The organism is Clostridium carnis (assembly GCF_054657435.1).
Genome location: NZ_BAAHYS010000001.1, coordinates 2700471 through 2715198, shown reverse-complemented (window position 1 = coordinate 2715198; position 14728 = coordinate 2700471). Strand labels below are relative to the sequence as shown.

20 protein-coding genes are annotated in these 14728 nt (G+C 30.5%); all 20 read right to left on the bottom strand.

Translation table 11 applies throughout. The features are described from left to right. Window positions 1-25 precede the first annotated feature (25 nt). The 20 genes from ACYQ1T_RS13215 to ACYQ1T_RS13120 all read right to left on the bottom strand — a co-directional run bounded on the left by ACYQ1T_RS13215 (window position 26) and on the right by ACYQ1T_RS13120 (window position 14714). The gene (locus ACYQ1T_RS13215) at window positions 26-409 is read right to left on the bottom strand and encodes a hypothetical protein (RefSeq protein WP_459835567.1); all 384 of its coding nucleotides are present in this window, start codon (window positions 407-409) and stop codon (window positions 26-28) included. After that, window positions 409-672 (bottom strand): hypothetical protein, encoded by a 264-nt coding sequence (locus ACYQ1T_RS13210; protein ID WP_459835565.1) that lies wholly within the window; start codon window positions 670-672, stop codon window positions 409-411. Before ACYQ1T_RS13210 ends, ACYQ1T_RS13215 begins: the two co-directional genes overlap by 1 nt. A gap of 98 nt (window positions 673-770) precedes the next feature. Then, the gene (locus ACYQ1T_RS13205; RefSeq protein WP_459835563.1) at window positions 771-1121 is read right to left on the bottom strand and encodes a DUF6711 family protein; all 351 of its coding nucleotides are present in this window, start codon (window positions 1119-1121) and stop codon (window positions 771-773) included. A gap of 14 nt (window positions 1122-1135) precedes the next feature. Beyond that, the gene (locus ACYQ1T_RS13200; protein WP_459835560.1) at window positions 1136-3718 is read right to left on the bottom strand and encodes a phage tail protein; all 2583 of its coding nucleotides are present in this window, start codon (window positions 3716-3718) and stop codon (window positions 1136-1138) included. Window positions 3719-3778: 60 nt separating this feature from the next. Continuing rightward, window positions 3779-4447 (bottom strand): ribosomal protein L7/L12, encoded by a 669-nt coding sequence (locus tag ACYQ1T_RS13195; RefSeq protein ID WP_459835558.1) that lies wholly within the window; start codon window positions 4445-4447, stop codon window positions 3779-3781. Between the two features lie 40 nt (window positions 4448-4487). Then, window positions 4488-4856, bottom strand: coding sequence for a Gp15 family bacteriophage protein (locus ACYQ1T_RS13190; RefSeq protein ID WP_459835556.1), 369 nt, complete (start codon window positions 4854-4856; stop codon window positions 4488-4490). After that, entirely contained in the window at window positions 4813-5154 is a 342-nt protein-coding gene (locus ACYQ1T_RS13185) for a hypothetical protein (RefSeq protein ID WP_459835554.1), read from the bottom strand. The genes ACYQ1T_RS13190 and ACYQ1T_RS13185 overlap by 44 nt, the downstream gene beginning before the upstream one ends. Window positions 5155-5166: 12 nt before the next feature. After that, window positions 5167-5616: a phage tail tube protein gene (locus ACYQ1T_RS13180; RefSeq protein ID WP_459835552.1), complete on the bottom strand. Its 450-nt coding sequence runs from the start codon at window positions 5614-5616 to the stop codon at window positions 5167-5169. An 8-nt stretch (window positions 5617-5624) separates the two neighbouring features. Continuing rightward, entirely contained in the window at window positions 5625-6008 is a 384-nt protein-coding gene (locus ACYQ1T_RS13175) for a phage tail terminator protein (protein WP_459835549.1), read from the bottom strand. Next, window positions 6008-6391: a hypothetical protein gene (locus ACYQ1T_RS13170; protein WP_459835547.1), complete on the bottom strand. Its 384-nt coding sequence runs from the start codon at window positions 6389-6391 to the stop codon at window positions 6008-6010. The genes ACYQ1T_RS13175 and ACYQ1T_RS13170 overlap by 1 nt, the downstream gene beginning before the upstream one ends. After that, window positions 6391-6714, bottom strand: coding sequence for a hypothetical protein (locus ACYQ1T_RS13165; protein WP_459835545.1), 324 nt, complete (start codon window positions 6712-6714; stop codon window positions 6391-6393). Before ACYQ1T_RS13165 ends, ACYQ1T_RS13170 begins: the two co-directional genes overlap by 1 nt. A 2-nt stretch (window positions 6715-6716) precedes the next feature. After that, window positions 6717-7079, bottom strand: coding sequence for a head-tail connector protein (locus ACYQ1T_RS13160; RefSeq protein ID WP_459835543.1), 363 nt, complete (start codon window positions 7077-7079; stop codon window positions 6717-6719). Window positions 7080-7113: 34 nt separating this feature from the next. Next, a complete protein-coding gene (locus ACYQ1T_RS13155) occupies window positions 7114-7344 on the bottom strand; it encodes a hypothetical protein (RefSeq protein WP_459835541.1) in 231 nt (76 codons plus the stop codon). Between the two features lie 13 nt (window positions 7345-7357). After that, window positions 7358-8263, bottom strand: coding sequence for a capsid protein (locus tag ACYQ1T_RS13150; protein ID WP_459835539.1), 906 nt, complete (start codon window positions 8261-8263; stop codon window positions 7358-7360). Between the two features lie 25 nt (window positions 8264-8288). Continuing rightward, entirely contained in the window at window positions 8289-8894 is a 606-nt protein-coding gene (locus ACYQ1T_RS13145) for a hypothetical protein (protein WP_459835537.1), read from the bottom strand. A 315-nt stretch (window positions 8895-9209) separates the two neighbouring features. After that, complete coding sequence (locus ACYQ1T_RS13140; RefSeq protein ID WP_459835535.1) at window positions 9210-9776, bottom strand: hypothetical protein; 567 nt, start codon at window positions 9774-9776, stop codon at window positions 9210-9212. Window positions 9777-9958: 182 nt separating this feature from the next. Then, the gene (locus ACYQ1T_RS13135) at window positions 9959-10150 is read right to left on the bottom strand and encodes a hypothetical protein (protein ID WP_459835533.1); all 192 of its coding nucleotides are present in this window, start codon (window positions 10148-10150) and stop codon (window positions 9959-9961) included. Between the two features lie 4 nt (window positions 10151-10154). Next, window positions 10155-11846 carry a phage minor capsid protein gene (locus tag ACYQ1T_RS13130; protein WP_459835531.1) on the bottom strand — a complete coding sequence of 564 codons (1692 nt, stop codon included), beginning with the start codon at window positions 11844-11846 and terminating at the stop codon, window positions 10155-10157. Beyond that, the gene (locus ACYQ1T_RS13125) at window positions 11830-13362 is read right to left on the bottom strand and encodes a capsid protein (RefSeq protein ID WP_459835529.1); all 1533 of its coding nucleotides are present in this window, start codon (window positions 13360-13362) and stop codon (window positions 11830-11832) included. Before ACYQ1T_RS13125 ends, ACYQ1T_RS13130 begins: the two co-directional genes overlap by 17 nt. Window positions 13363-13364: 2 nt before the next feature. Then, window positions 13365-14714 (bottom strand): terminase large subunit domain-containing protein, encoded by a 1350-nt coding sequence (locus ACYQ1T_RS13120; RefSeq protein ID WP_459835527.1) that lies wholly within the window; start codon window positions 14712-14714, stop codon window positions 13365-13367. Window positions 14715-14728: the final 14 nt, after the last annotated feature.

The following is a 14728-nucleotide window of genomic DNA, read 5'->3' as shown; positions in this document are numbered from 1 at the left end:
TTTCGTAAAATTCTAAGGTTAGATGTTATCTAAACATATAATCAATAGCAATTAATTCTCCAGGAGTTATATCACAATTACATTTTTCTAAATCACATGGATCTATTAAATGTATATCAACTTCATTTTCAATATCCATCAATTGATTTATATCTTTATTCCAATCCTCTAAACATTCCTCTTTAATGTTAAGATCACCCTGCTCATTGATTTTTAGCTTTCCCTCTTCATCTTTTACACAATATTTTTCTAATAATTTTGCTCTTTCATCATTATAAACTTTAACTTCTTTATCTATCTTTGCAATATTCCTTGCTACTGCATAACTAACTTTTATATTTAAATTCATTCCTGTTAGTCTATTTAAAACTACAACGCTATCTACTAACTGTTTATTACTTAATTTCATTATGCTTGTACCTCCGTTCTAGTTACTATATCTTTATTAGCTGCTAGTTCATCTTCTATCTTATATACCGCCTTATCAAACTCATCTAGATCTTTTCTAATTTCTACTTTATTTGCATCATACAACTCTTTGCTATATATTGTTCTAGTTGTACTTCCGTTGCTACCTGCATCTGTACTTATAGTAGCACTCATATGTACTACTTGTTGCCCCTCTATCATACTAACCCCTGACAGCGATATACTTCTATTTATTTTTAACATTTAAATCATTCCTTCCTTATTTTTAATAACTTTTAACTTTCCATTAATAATATTAATTCCTTTTTTATCTATAATTATCTTACTCATTTATACAACACCTAACATTCTATTAAACTAAATTTAAGACCTTTCCAAAGTGTACCTGAACTTGTTTCAATTCTTTGCATCGTTCTATCTCCTACATACATTGTACAAATTATAACTCCTCTTTGCGGATCTAAAAATTCAACATTTACTTCTTTTGGTGCAATTGCATTTAATATATCTGAACATTCATTTTGCGTTAATATTCCCCACTCTAGTTCAAGCTTTCTTTTTATTGCAATTCTATCTCTATACAATCTTCCTTTTGTATTTCTGCTAGATTTATTACTATCTAAATCACTTATCATTGCTGTATAAGGTAAAGGAGCAGGCATTTCCACTCCATTAATCTTTAAATAAGACATAAATACCAACTCCCCTATAAATTAATTAAACATTCACCATTATTCATTTCTGTTAATTTATTAATGCTATCTATTAAAACTCTAGCAAACTCTATATCACCAAGTTTTAATATTATTTGTATTGCTCTATCCTTTTCACCACTAGATATATTAGTTCCCCCTAATCTTTCTATTAGTTTAGATGCAAGTAAATCTAATCCCTGTGTATTATTTTCTAAAGGTACTACAGCTTCTTTACCAGCTTCACCTACCATTGCAAGAGTAGGACTATCTATAATACCTCCTTTAGCTAGATATGGTATATTAGGTATATTAACTCCAAAACTTTTACCTCCTATCCCAGGAATCCAACTAGGAATATTAACAGATATTTTATTCAATCCGTTTATAGCTCCATTTATAAGTCCTATAACTGCATTTAAAGGTAGTTTCATTACCCCTGTCATGCCACTCATAATTCCCCCAAAAATGTTGACTAGCCCCTTAAACGCTCTAGACCAATCGTTACTAAATGCTCCTTCTATGAAATCTACTACTCCCCTAAATATTTGTTTAACACTTTCCCATACAGAACGAACAGGTTGTAATAAGCCATTCATTATATCTCCAAGAAAACCAAATTGTTTAGACCAATCCGTTAAGAATATACTATCCATCCATGAACTAAACTGCGTAAATTTATTTTTTATAAAGTCCCAAACTTCTATTGCTTTAGCTTTTACAACATCCCAATGCTTGTAAAGCAATACTCCTATAGCAATTATAGCTCCTATAGCTGCAACTGCTATTACTATTGGCCAATTTACAGCTTTCATAGCTAATCCAAATCCAGTAGTAACAGTTGTTGCTATTACCCCTACAGAGTTCCAAATACCAACAGCCATATTCCATAGATTCATTGCTCCTGTTACTAACCCCCAAGCGGCTGCAAAACTTCCTAATACCAGTACCAAATCTTCTACCAAAGGCTTATGTTCACTAATCCATTTCCCTATATTGCTTAAGGAATCTCCTAATCCATTTAATATACTTACTATCATACCGCCTGTCCAACTAGCAATAGGTTGTAAAAAACTATCCCATAGCCATTTTCCTAAACTCATAAATACCTCTAAGATAGGATTTAAGAAATCCAATGCTCCTGCGAGCAAATTAAAAAATGCTGGTAATAAATCGCTTATGGTCCAGTGTGCTAATGGATCTAATATTTCAACAAAAAACCATTTTAATATTTTCCCTAAATTATTTACTATTGGGGTAGCTGCTACCTTAACTTTATTAAAAGATTCTATTAATGGTTGAAAATTGAAAGTTTTAAAATAGTCTTTAATTCTATCTACTAATAACTTCATTGAACTATCAACTTTACTAGTATCTAATGCTGGTGCTACTAATTGAGGAACTTTAGATGCTCCACCACCTCCAGAGCTATCTCCACTATCATTTTGGGAATTTAAAGCATTTATTTCATCAAAGCTTGCTAATCCTAATGCATCTTTTGCAGCCTTTCCTGCTTCTTTTGCACTATCTCCATAAGCCCCCATAGCTACCTTAGCATCTATTAAACCTTGTGTAGCTTGCTTGCTTTGATTAAAAGTTTTTCCAAATATAGCGCTTATAAAACTAGCAATGTATTGAGTTACAATACTCAAAGCACTCATTAGAGCATTAATAGCTGGTAGTATAGCTTGATATATCGGTGTAAATGCAATCATTAAATTACTTTTAATTTGTGCTAAAGAATTAGAGAACTGTTCATTAGTCTTTAGGTTATTTAAAAGACCTGTTCCCATTGATTTAAGTCCACTTAAAATCATAGGAAACATTATTCCCCAAGTAAACATACTTCTAGCAATTATAGATATATTACTTCTATGAGCTCTCATAGAGTTATTAGCTTTCTTAGTTGAATTATCAACTTGATTTAATGAATTTTTGACTTTATTATAATTATTACTTGAATTGCTAGATCCATTACTTGACTTAGCAAATTGAGCATCTAAATCAGCTAATTTAAACCCTAATTTATCAGATTTATTTATTAAACTACTTATAGTTCCTTCTGTTTTAAGTATCTGTTCGTTAATCTTACTCTTAGTATTTTGATTAAATGTATCTTTAAAAGACTCTTTCAATTTTGATAGCTTTTCTCTTTGTTGCTCTATTTTTGCATTAGTAATATCTAAATCTCTAGCTGTACCATCAATTTGAGTTGCTAAAACCTCTTTATCAATAGATTTAACTGGCGGTCCTCTTAATGTATTAGTCTTAGGCATATTAGATATTTTAGGTTTTTCAACATTAGCTCTAGGAAATTTCACTTGTGGTAATTTAACATTTTTTACTGATTCAAATACAGATTTCAGTGTATCTTTTAAATTACTTCTCATTCTATTTATCATAGACTTAATATTAGAATCTAATGATTTCACACTACTATTAGCATTTTTTTTCATTCCATCAAACATTGACTTAGCTCCTGCATTTAATGAAGTTTTTAAATTCTTAGCTATAAGTCCACTTATAGAACTTATTTGCTTTCCTAAATCACTTTTGACTTCTAGATCTAAACTAATTTTACCTACACTATCGCTCATCACTTTCTCTCCTTTCAATCATAATAAAAGCACCTAGTATTAAACTAAGTGCTTAAAATATTATCTTGCTTTTATCATAGCATCATATAATGACTTACAAAAAATTCTCGCTGTAAAGCATTCTTCAAAAGTTAATGTAAAATCTCTACATTCAATTATAAGATATTTCTTTTTATTTACTTTCTTCTTTTTCATTGCTAGTGCAAATGGTCCAAATAATGCAATTCTAGTTGCTGTAAATCTTCTTACAACTTCCTTTTCTGTTTCTATCTTTACATTTAAAACATCTGAAATATGTATATCTACCTTTGCCCCAAATAAACTTGAAAAAACCAAGTAATCTTTATACAATTTCAATGTAATAGTACACTCTTTAGGATAATATGGATGTGATCCAAAATACTTCAATGTAGCAGTTGCTATCATCTTCCCTTTATCCACAATTCCCTTTATATTATTATAACTTTCTTCGATTATTTTTTTACTTTCTTTTAGCCCTACACCGGTTAAGTCCCCATATTTTTTTATCGCTTCTATTTTATTGTAATTTGTTTCTTCTAAAATAGATATAGCCTCAATATTTCCCTCATTAGATTCCATATTATCAATTAGTTTATTCTGTGTCTGGAAATTCTTATCTAAAATCAATTCAGTTCCACAATTATTACAGAACTTAAAAGTAGACTCACACTTATTCCCACAGTTTGTACAAAAAATAGTCTCACTCATATATACCCCTCCAACAACAATTTGTTAGTTTTAGTATATACTATCCAAAAGCTTTTGCAAATATTTCCTGTACTTTTCTTATTTCTTCTTGCTTTTCTTCTTCTGTCATATCTCCAATAGCATTATTTCCGTTTCTCCAATCATTTCTTATTTTATGCTGTTCTTTAGTAAAGTTCTTAAGCATATCCTTATCCTCTTCACTTCTAATAGATACAATTTGACCCAGAGGAGTTTCTGGCATTATTCCTTTCAATAATGTAGAAAACTCACTCCATGTCATATCCGGCTCATTTCTAAGCCTTATATTGTATTGCATTGCAAAACTTGCTTCTATTAAGTCAAAGTCCTCAAATATATCGTACCATTTATCCCCTGGGAGATTTCTTCGCTTTCTCTGCTTCTTTTTCAATATCTTCTAACTCTACATCTGCAATAGCTGCCATTATTACATTAACTATCATATTATAACTTGGCATACTAAGGTCTAACTTTTCAATATATTCAAAAGCTTCTTTACCTAAAGCAACCTTAACTATATCCTCCAGCCTTTTATCATCTTTTATTTTTTTATCCTCTGCAATAGCCATAATTTTAAATGCAGCTGCTTTACTATTATTTATTTTAAATTCATGATCTTCATCTAATTTTATCACCGGCTTTTGATTACCATTTTCTAATCTATTTATAATATCATATACTCTTGCCATTTATTAACCCTCCTATCCTGCTGCTGGTGAGTATGTTGGTTTTCCATCACCTATCATTTCAAACTCTAAAGGAGCTACATTTGTACTATCTCCGCCACCAACATTTTTAACATTAATTACACAATCAAATGCTAGTTTAGAGCCATCTGGGAACTCTATTTCTCCTTTTGTAGAGCACTCTAATCCATCTTTCCAAGCTATAGCAGCTACATAATCATTTCCTTTATCTCCAACATTTCTTTTACCATTTAAACCTATAGTAAATTTCTTGCCCGTCATTAAACTTCTTTCCCAACCCGCTGTAGTCATAGGTGTCCAACCTTCTACAGTACCATCAATACTTATAGAAAAAGTTTCCATGTCAGCTATTGTTGCCATATCTTGGTCAACACTTGCTTTACCTTTTGTTCCAATTTTAAACTTTAAATTATATACTGGAAATACTCCACTAAATGCAGTCATATTTATACCTACCTTTCATAATAAATTATTATTTCAATTACATATTCGATAATACCTTCTGAATCACTTCCAACATAAATAGGAGAATCTGTTTTCATTTTAAACTGAATAACTCTCTTTCCTCCTATAGTTCCATCTTGACCAAAGAAAGCATTATAAACTTCTTGTGCTTTTAATTCAGCTTTATTACTATTTTTCCCCCAATGTACTAAAATAGAAATAGCCTTCGTGGTGTAACTTGTTTGTGCTAAACCTCCTAAAGCTATTCTAGGCATAGGTCCTACTGTATTATAAATTGTAATACTTTCTTCCTTATCTCCTACTTTATTTAAGTACCATTGTGGACTTTCTATCTTAGTCTTTAAATATTCTCTTATCTCACTTAATAACATTACTTAATCAACCCCTTGCTAATAGTTTTAAGATTTTTAGCATAGGCATCTATAACAAACTGTTTATTATCCCCATATAAATAACTATCCATCCATTTACCTTGTGCATTTATATTCTTATCTGTACGAAAATTATATTCCGGATGCCAATATAAACGCCTAGCATATGGGGTATCAAATATAAGTCTTGTATAACCCAAGTTAATTCCTGTAGTGTCCACAAAGCCACTATCCTCTAATGTGCTAGTATCTTTAGGAACTACCGCACTTGTTTTTATATCGCTTAAAACAGCATCTCCAGTCATTTCTAAAGCTTTTCTATGTGATTCTATAAGCCTATTTATATTTGCATTGTTGAGCTCTATTTTTACACTTACACTCATTATTGTAAATTTAACTCTGTACTAAATACTGTTCCATCTGGATTTAAAGGTCTTTCAATTGAATAAATCTTTTTCTTTATTCCATTTACTTTTACATATCCCTCAAATGGACCATTGTAAATAGGACCTTCTATTACAGCCTTGCCACTTAAAGTGATTAACTGTTTTTCTGCATTTAGTACTTGTTTGGTTTTATCTGTAAAATTACACATACCTTTATAAATAGACTTTTCTTCATAATCACCATCTGCATTAGTACCTTCAAAACATACTTCTATAGGTGTATTAGCTAACCATCTAGGGAATGGTAATTTCAATCCCATAATTAAACCCTCCTACAAGTTAAGCCAGTTTGCTTAATGTAATTTAATACTTCCTGTGTAGTAGTAATTCCATTAACTTTATTTGTATTAAAACTAACCGATGTACTACCAGCACTAAAACCACTTAAAGGCATATTTATATACTCTCCATACTGTTCAGTAAATTCTGCATGAATACATATAGCCTTTTTTATTTTATCCTTTTGAAATTCTGTAAGGTTATTAACCCCTTTGCCATTTATTCTATTATAAGTTAGTGTATCAATTTGATCTGATGCTCTTTCAAGTTTCTTTTCTATACTCTCATCTAGAAGTATTGTTCCTTTAAAGGTTTCCTTATAATATGAAATATCTACATAAGCCATTTAATCACATCCTTAAATTAAAAGAAGGATACTATTAAGCACCCTTCTTCAATTCCTTAATTTCTTCCTTAAGTTTTTTATTTTCCTTTTCTAACTTTGCAGCCTTATCTTCTAATTCTTTATAAAGTTCATATGAAACCTTTTTACCTTCTCCATATTCTAATATTTTCCCATCAGAGTCATATATATCATATCCCTCTGACTTATAGTAATTTTTCTGTGATTCATCTATGATGTAAACTTTATTGTCCTTACTTGCCTTCATATATTACTCCTTTCTAGCCTTCTGTTTCTGCATTTATAGCAATACCACAAGATTTATTTTCTATTAGGAATGTATCTGTATAATATCTATTTTGATATACATATTTATCAGCTGTACGACTATCTGTCCCTGGTGTAAATAACTTCATGTAAGCATATTTATCCCTTGATACAACACATGAAGGGTGAATAAGCATCATATGAATTTGTTTTGCATCGCTTGCTGGAGCACATCCATTACTAAAGTCATACTTTGTCTTAAATCTTGCACTAGGAACTTTAACTATATTTACATCATCTAAAGAGTAAACTCTTCTGTCTATTTTCCCATTATTAGAAGTTACATCAATATTTCTAGTTAAACCACTAGCATTTTTAAGTAACTTATACATAGCTGGAGTAACATAAAGTATTCTTCCTTCGCTTGGTACTCCTAAATCGTCCATCTTCTCCATTTGAGTGTCAAACCAATCCAATATATTTGCTATTGTAAGAACTGTATTATCAATAACAGCACCTTTAGATTTATAAGCTTTCGCTTCTGCATATAATTTAGAATATCTATAACTATCCTTTTCTGGTATTGCCTGCTCTGTTTCAAATACATTTTGGATATTAGCTACTTCTAAAACTAAGTTTGTTTCATCTATATCCATTGGATCTAACGCAAACTCTATATCTCTATCGTGTGTAAGTTTCTTTGGTTCCCAATCATTTGCTATAGTTCCAGTATTAAATCCCATATTACTTCTATTATGGTCCTTATAACCACTTAAAGTTAATCTAGGTAACTTAATAGTTTGCGCATTAATAAACTTAATACCTGGATTAGATTGCGTTAATGCATAAGATGTTAACTCCCTTACATATTTTTGTTGTAATTCTCTTTCAAATTGTTCAGCATAACTATATACCGCCATTAAAAATCATCTCCATTTCTTATTTTTATTTGTTTCCAAATACTCTTGATAAAGCATCATTTACATTATTTTTTGTTTGCGCTGCTCCTGCACCAATCTTAAAGCCTTTATTCTCTTCTTGTTGTTGCTGTTGTTCTCCCTTAAAGCTTGGATACTTTTCTAGTACCTTATCAATAGCCTGTTCTATTGTTACTTCTTCTGTAACCATAGCTTTAGCTAATGTAACTACATCATCTACAGAAGTTGCTATAACTCCTTTAGATAAACAAGTTACTTTTGCTTCAAGTGCTGTTGCCTTTTCCTCTGCTGCAAGTCTTGCTTTTTCAGCATTAGTCAAAGCTTCATTTTTCTTTTCTTCTTCTGTTTTTTGACTTTCTTTCCACTCGTTATAAGCCTTTAATTCTTCTTTTGAAAGTTGCCCTCTCTTTTCTCTAGCTACTCTCTCTTGAATTAGCTTATCAACATCAGCTTGAGTGAACGTCTTTTCTTCTGGATCTTCTTCATTTTTTGAACCTTCACCACCATCTTGACTACCTTCTCCACCATTAGCTCCAGTGCCATCTCCCCCATCTGCTTGGAGTAATCTACCCATACCTAGTTGCTTTCTTAAATTACAATTTACTATAAACATTAACTACCTCCATTTATAGCCTGTCGGCTGTTATTTCCATGCACAGTTTAAAGCCTTAAGCACGTTTTGGGCATAATAAAAAGCCTTAGTTTCCTAAGACTTTTTACTCAATTTAAACTTTGTACTCAACTTTGTATTTAAAATATATTAATTATTTTTATCAAATCTCAAAAATAAAAGTATAATAAAACTTATTAGCAACATTCCATCTATAATTAAGTATGAATCAAAAAGTTTAAATATACTTCCAAAAAAAGATATTGCAAGCATTATTAACACTATGTTTTTCCAAAAATCTTTCATAAATTTATATAATTACTCAAAACATGCTGAGTATACTCCTCCTAACGAGAATAGTTCAAGTAATATATCTCTTCCTGAAACACCTGCAGCTGCACCCGAAACTGCTGCTTTAGCTGCTGCTAATTTTCCCTTTGCAGCTTTGAATTTATTATATAATCCTACTGTCTTATTAACAAATTTTGTAGCGCCTCCAACAGCCTTAAGTACACTCTTAACTTTTGCAAGTTTAGCTGGAGTAAAATTTACTAAAACAGCAATTCCTATCGCTGAAACACACCCTACTACTCCTCTTTTACTTCTAACAGTATCTGAAACGGTTAAATCTGGTCGTCCATTTTCCGCAAAATATTTATTAACACTATATGCACCACTTTCAATAATATCATCTGGCATATTTTCAATTAATAATAAAACCTCAACCTCTTTTTCACCTAAAATTAAGGTTCCATCATCAAATGTAGTTATATCAGATATATTATATTCCTCATTTGTAGCAGCCTGTACTAAAGATGTATTAATTGATAAAATCATACTAAGTACTAAAATTGAACTAATAATTTTTTTGTATTTCTTCATCATTCTCATCTCCTTTATATTTTTATCTATGTTTAAGATACAAAGTTGACTTTAATTAATTTATTTTCTAATTATTACCATTGTAAAGGATGCATTTTTACAAATATAGTCTTTTTTTTTATTTTTTTATATGTTATCCTAAAAATTAGGATTATAAAAGCACTTACTATATACTTAGCAAGTGCTTATACTTCTTTAATTGATTCTATTTCATTCTGATAAAGTTCATAGCTTAAGTTACCTACTTCTACTCCAATACTATCAACTTCTGGTTCATTATCCAGTGCCTGAGTAAAGTCTGTGCATTTACCCTTTATTATTTCACCCTCTACACAAATTACTTCTATCTCCTTACCTACATACTCCCACAATCTCATGCTATCACTCCTTTTCCATTGGAACTATATGAATTCCTTTCTTTGAATAGTGGATTTTGAATCTATTTGTATTACTCCTTACATTAGTTCTATTATTTACATTCACACCAATATCTTTATCAGCTTTAATAATTTCTTTTCCATCCCATTCGCCTTTTTGATTTAATCTTATTATTCCAGTACCAGCATATTTATTAACAAGTTCTTGTGCTTCTTCTAAAAATATATTTAAATAACTTCTACCTTCAATATAGTTGTTATGCCCTAATATATGCTTACCTTGCTTTCCAACGTCAATTCCTAAAGGTTGAGTAGTCCTTATATACTCTCTAGTTTCTTTAATTTTAGCATTAAGCGATTTTTGTTTCAATACTTCTGATTCTATATTACTATCATTTATTTCTATCCCACTTATAAGTTTCTCTCTGCTATGGTTTCTTCTAAGCTGTTTATTATTATCTAGATGTGTTCTTAGGCTTGTTTCTAACGCTTTAACTTTATTACTAGCTATACTTTTACTTTCTTCATCAAGTGAGCCCCCCTCAAACCTTTTCCACTTTCTAATTTTTCTTTCAAGTGCTCTTTGCTTTTGTTCAGCTTCATAAGTCTTAATAGCTTCTTTACCATCCGGAACTACCGGAAGTCTTGTTATACCTTCAAAATAAGTAATTAATGAATGTCTACAATTAGGATGTAGTAGTCCTTTTTCTATCGCTTCACTTACCAATTTATATTTATCTTTATACTTCTCAATATATTCTGTACTTGGGTAACTAAATATATCATCTATAACTATCTTTCCTTGCCATGGTTCACACTTAGGACAAGTATTGGAATGAGCACTGATAACTACTAAATGTATTCCATATTCATCTCTCTTGCTACCTTCTCCTAAAAGCATAGCTCTATGATTGGCTGTTCTTAATGCCATTTCTGCATAACTTGCTATATTAACATTAGCACCGTTCTTATATTGTATAGAGTTAATGCCCTTATCTAAGAAATCTTTAGTAGCCATATCTATAGCTTGATTTAACGTCTTAGCACCATTTTGCAAGTACATATGAGTTTTAAATATAGTTTGTCTATATACATCATCCATCTTTCTTAGGACTGAATATTGAGCCTTATTTAAATCTTTATTTACCGTAGATATTAATGCTTCTAGCTTTTTTTCATTAACCCCAAAGAAATTTTCTTCCTTAGGAGGTTTACTTTCCCTTCCTAACTCTTTAGATATATATTCTCTAGTAGTTTGTTTCTCTTCTATATCATCTGGAAACTCTATTGATTGATTTTTGGGTTTAAGCTTAATGATTTGTTTAACTTTATTTATTAATCTAGTTACTCTACTTTCACCTTTATTAAAATTTCCTCTTAACTCCTTATCTATAGCTTTCTGTATAGGCTTATTATATTTACTAACTATCTTCTTATTTCTTTTCCTATACTGCTCCATAGCTCTTAATTTAGATAATTGCCATTGTTCCCATTCAAAACCTTCTTTTTTTTGTTCGTTTTGATGAAAATAAAAAGCCCTATGCATACTAGAAATTAAATCAAGTTCCATCTGTTCAAATATATTTCTAATATCATAAGATTTATCTCTTTCTTTTTTAACTTCATCTTTTACATATTGCTTATTTATTTTCTTAAGTATTTCTACTAACTTACTAGGTTTATTCTTCTTGGCCATCTAAATCCACTTCCTCTGGATTATTGTTATAGTCTTCATCATCTACAACCTTCGGTTCTTCCGTTTCAACCATTCCATTTTGTTCCTTGATTCTTTGTACTTCAATTTTCTTTTCTTCATCTGTCATCGTATCTCCATAAAGTTCATCAACTACTTTTTCAATAGACATTATTCCATAAGACTTAGCTTTTCCTATTATCTCTACTACTGTATCAAAACTAGGACTAGCATATTCACCAAAAGCAATTGATACTTCATATTCTCCAGGATATTTTTTGTTAAGAACATCATTAGTTTTTAATATTATCTCAACTAAATGTGGTATTACTTCTGTCAAGGTATCAACTATCTTATTTCTTGTATATAAAGTAGTCTTTTCCTTCTCTCTTTGTGCTTCTGCATTATCTGTTTTCTTAAGGTCTATTCCTAATGTAGAAGGACTTATAATACCTTGTAAACACATATCTATTGCATTAGCGTAACTTTCTACATAAGCTAAATAATTAATATCAGCTTGTTTCATATCTATTTGGTTATTTGCATTTTCTGCAAGGCTCGTTCCTACCGCTATAAACTTATTATCAAATGAATTAGGCTTTAATAACTCTCCAGTATTGGGATTTCTAGGTATTAAGTCCTCTGGAATATACTTTTGTACTCTTCCATCTCTTATTGCATCTATCCATTGACTTATAACCTCATCTAAAGCATCAAAGGCATCTGATTTATTATCTAACAAACTCTTTCCTCTACCTTCAAATTTAACACTTTTAAAGAGCATTAGGGGTAATGCCATAATAAAATCACCATTGAACGTTACATTAACTAGATTAGATGTTTCTTCTATAGCTGATAAAGTTACTTCATTATCTCTTTCATCATAAAGCTTATACCTTACATACCCTTTACCATATATCTCTACTAGCTTATATCTCTTATAATTTGATTTATTATAATAAGTTATGAACTTAATTTCTTTTAATCTTCCTCTATTTGTTTCATATTCAACCATGGACCCATCAAAGAATTCTAGTATAGGATATTCACTTACTTCATTATCTATTGATATTTTGAATGCTCCATCTCCACTTACTAAAACTTTAGAAATAACATCGCCTATCATTTCATCGAACTTATTATCTCTTCTTATTTCTTCCCAAATATTATTCTCTTCTTCATTTTCTAATTCAATACTATCTATATCCGCTACTATAATATCGCTAAGCCTATCAACTATCATTGCTGGTAATCCACTATGTATCTTTCTAATACTTAAATTTTCACTGGGTACAGCACTCCAAAACCTTGCTTTATTAACTGGATCACTACTTATGTTCTTAAAAAATTGCTCTAGCTCGTAAGCTTCACCTCTGTACCAAAGTTTATTTCTTATTAGATTAGTTTCATAGGTATATGCTTCTTGTATATTAATACTACTTTGTGATGCAGGCTGCACATTTAAATATTTAATTGCTGCTTTTGTTAACATACTTTTAAATCCTCCTATTAATCCCATATCTATTCTCCTTTATAATTTCCTATCTTTGTTCTAAATGGTATCCATGCATACTGACTAGAGTTAATTGTATGGTCATTACTATCTTCTGGTTCGTATTTATCCTCTTTCCAACTATAGCTCTCTAACTCTCTAATATGCTCTATACACGTATTTAAAACTTCATAATATATTTTATTCTCTACATTAATCCAACCTAATGCTAAGTGAATTCTATCTATTATAGTTATCTTCTTATAAGCATTTAAGAAATTATATACACACGGATTAGTTCTTTTAAATTTCTTAAGCTCTGTTATAGTTGCCTGGTCAGCTGAATCTACAAAAACATCTCTTGCAAGTCCCCATTCTTTTCTATTTCTCTCTAAGAAATTAAAAAACCTAGGAGCTATGTCACTAGGTGCTAATGGTATCTCTAAATTTTTATTATTATATACTTCCTCATCTAGTATTACTAATTTACCTTTATCAGTTATTCCTGTAAAAGTCATTGCTAATGTATCTGGACTACTTTCTGAATATGCTGTATCTAAACCAGCACTAAATTGAATAAATTTATATGTTTTAGCTTTTTCTTTGCTTATAACATTGTTCTTTCTTTCAAAATTAGAAAATATTAATCCTGTTGCTCTTCCCCTAAGCCCTAATATTTTATTCTTATAAAGCTTAGTACCTTTAGGAGCTGATAACTTCTTTTTCTCTATATCCTCATTACTTAAAGATGCATTATCATAGAAGCTAAAAAACCAGTAGGTCCAATTAGGCTTCTCTTCTGAATTGAGTTGCTCTAATATTTCTACCGGTACATCTTTCTTATATTGTTCTAATGGTCTAGCACAATTAATAAACTCTGAATAGATAGGTAAGTTTGGATCATCTGGATTAAGTGTAGCCATAAGATAATCATTTCTTGTACATATCTCTCTTACAAACTCAATACTTGCTGTATTAACTTCATCTATTAATACACATCCAAATTGAGACCCTAAAGCCATTTTCCACTTATCGGCATTATCATAGCCTAAGATGTATATAATCTTCTCCCCATTAGGTGTATTGTACCTAATATGAGGTATTTTATTATCTTTATCACCATTTCCGTTATATCTAACTAAATCACCAAATACATCAGTAATCCCATACTCCTTTTGAATTATATTTTTTTCACATACACCAGTTGTTTTAGATGCTATAACATGCATTTTCTTAGGTGACTTAGCAACTTGTAACATAAATTTTAATATTCCTACTGTTGTTTTTCCTGCTGCTGTTGTACCTTCTAGAAATTCTACTGGAGCATTATACTTTAAAAATCTTTTGTACTTGGGTGATAATTTGTAATCATTAGACATTAATCACCACCCCC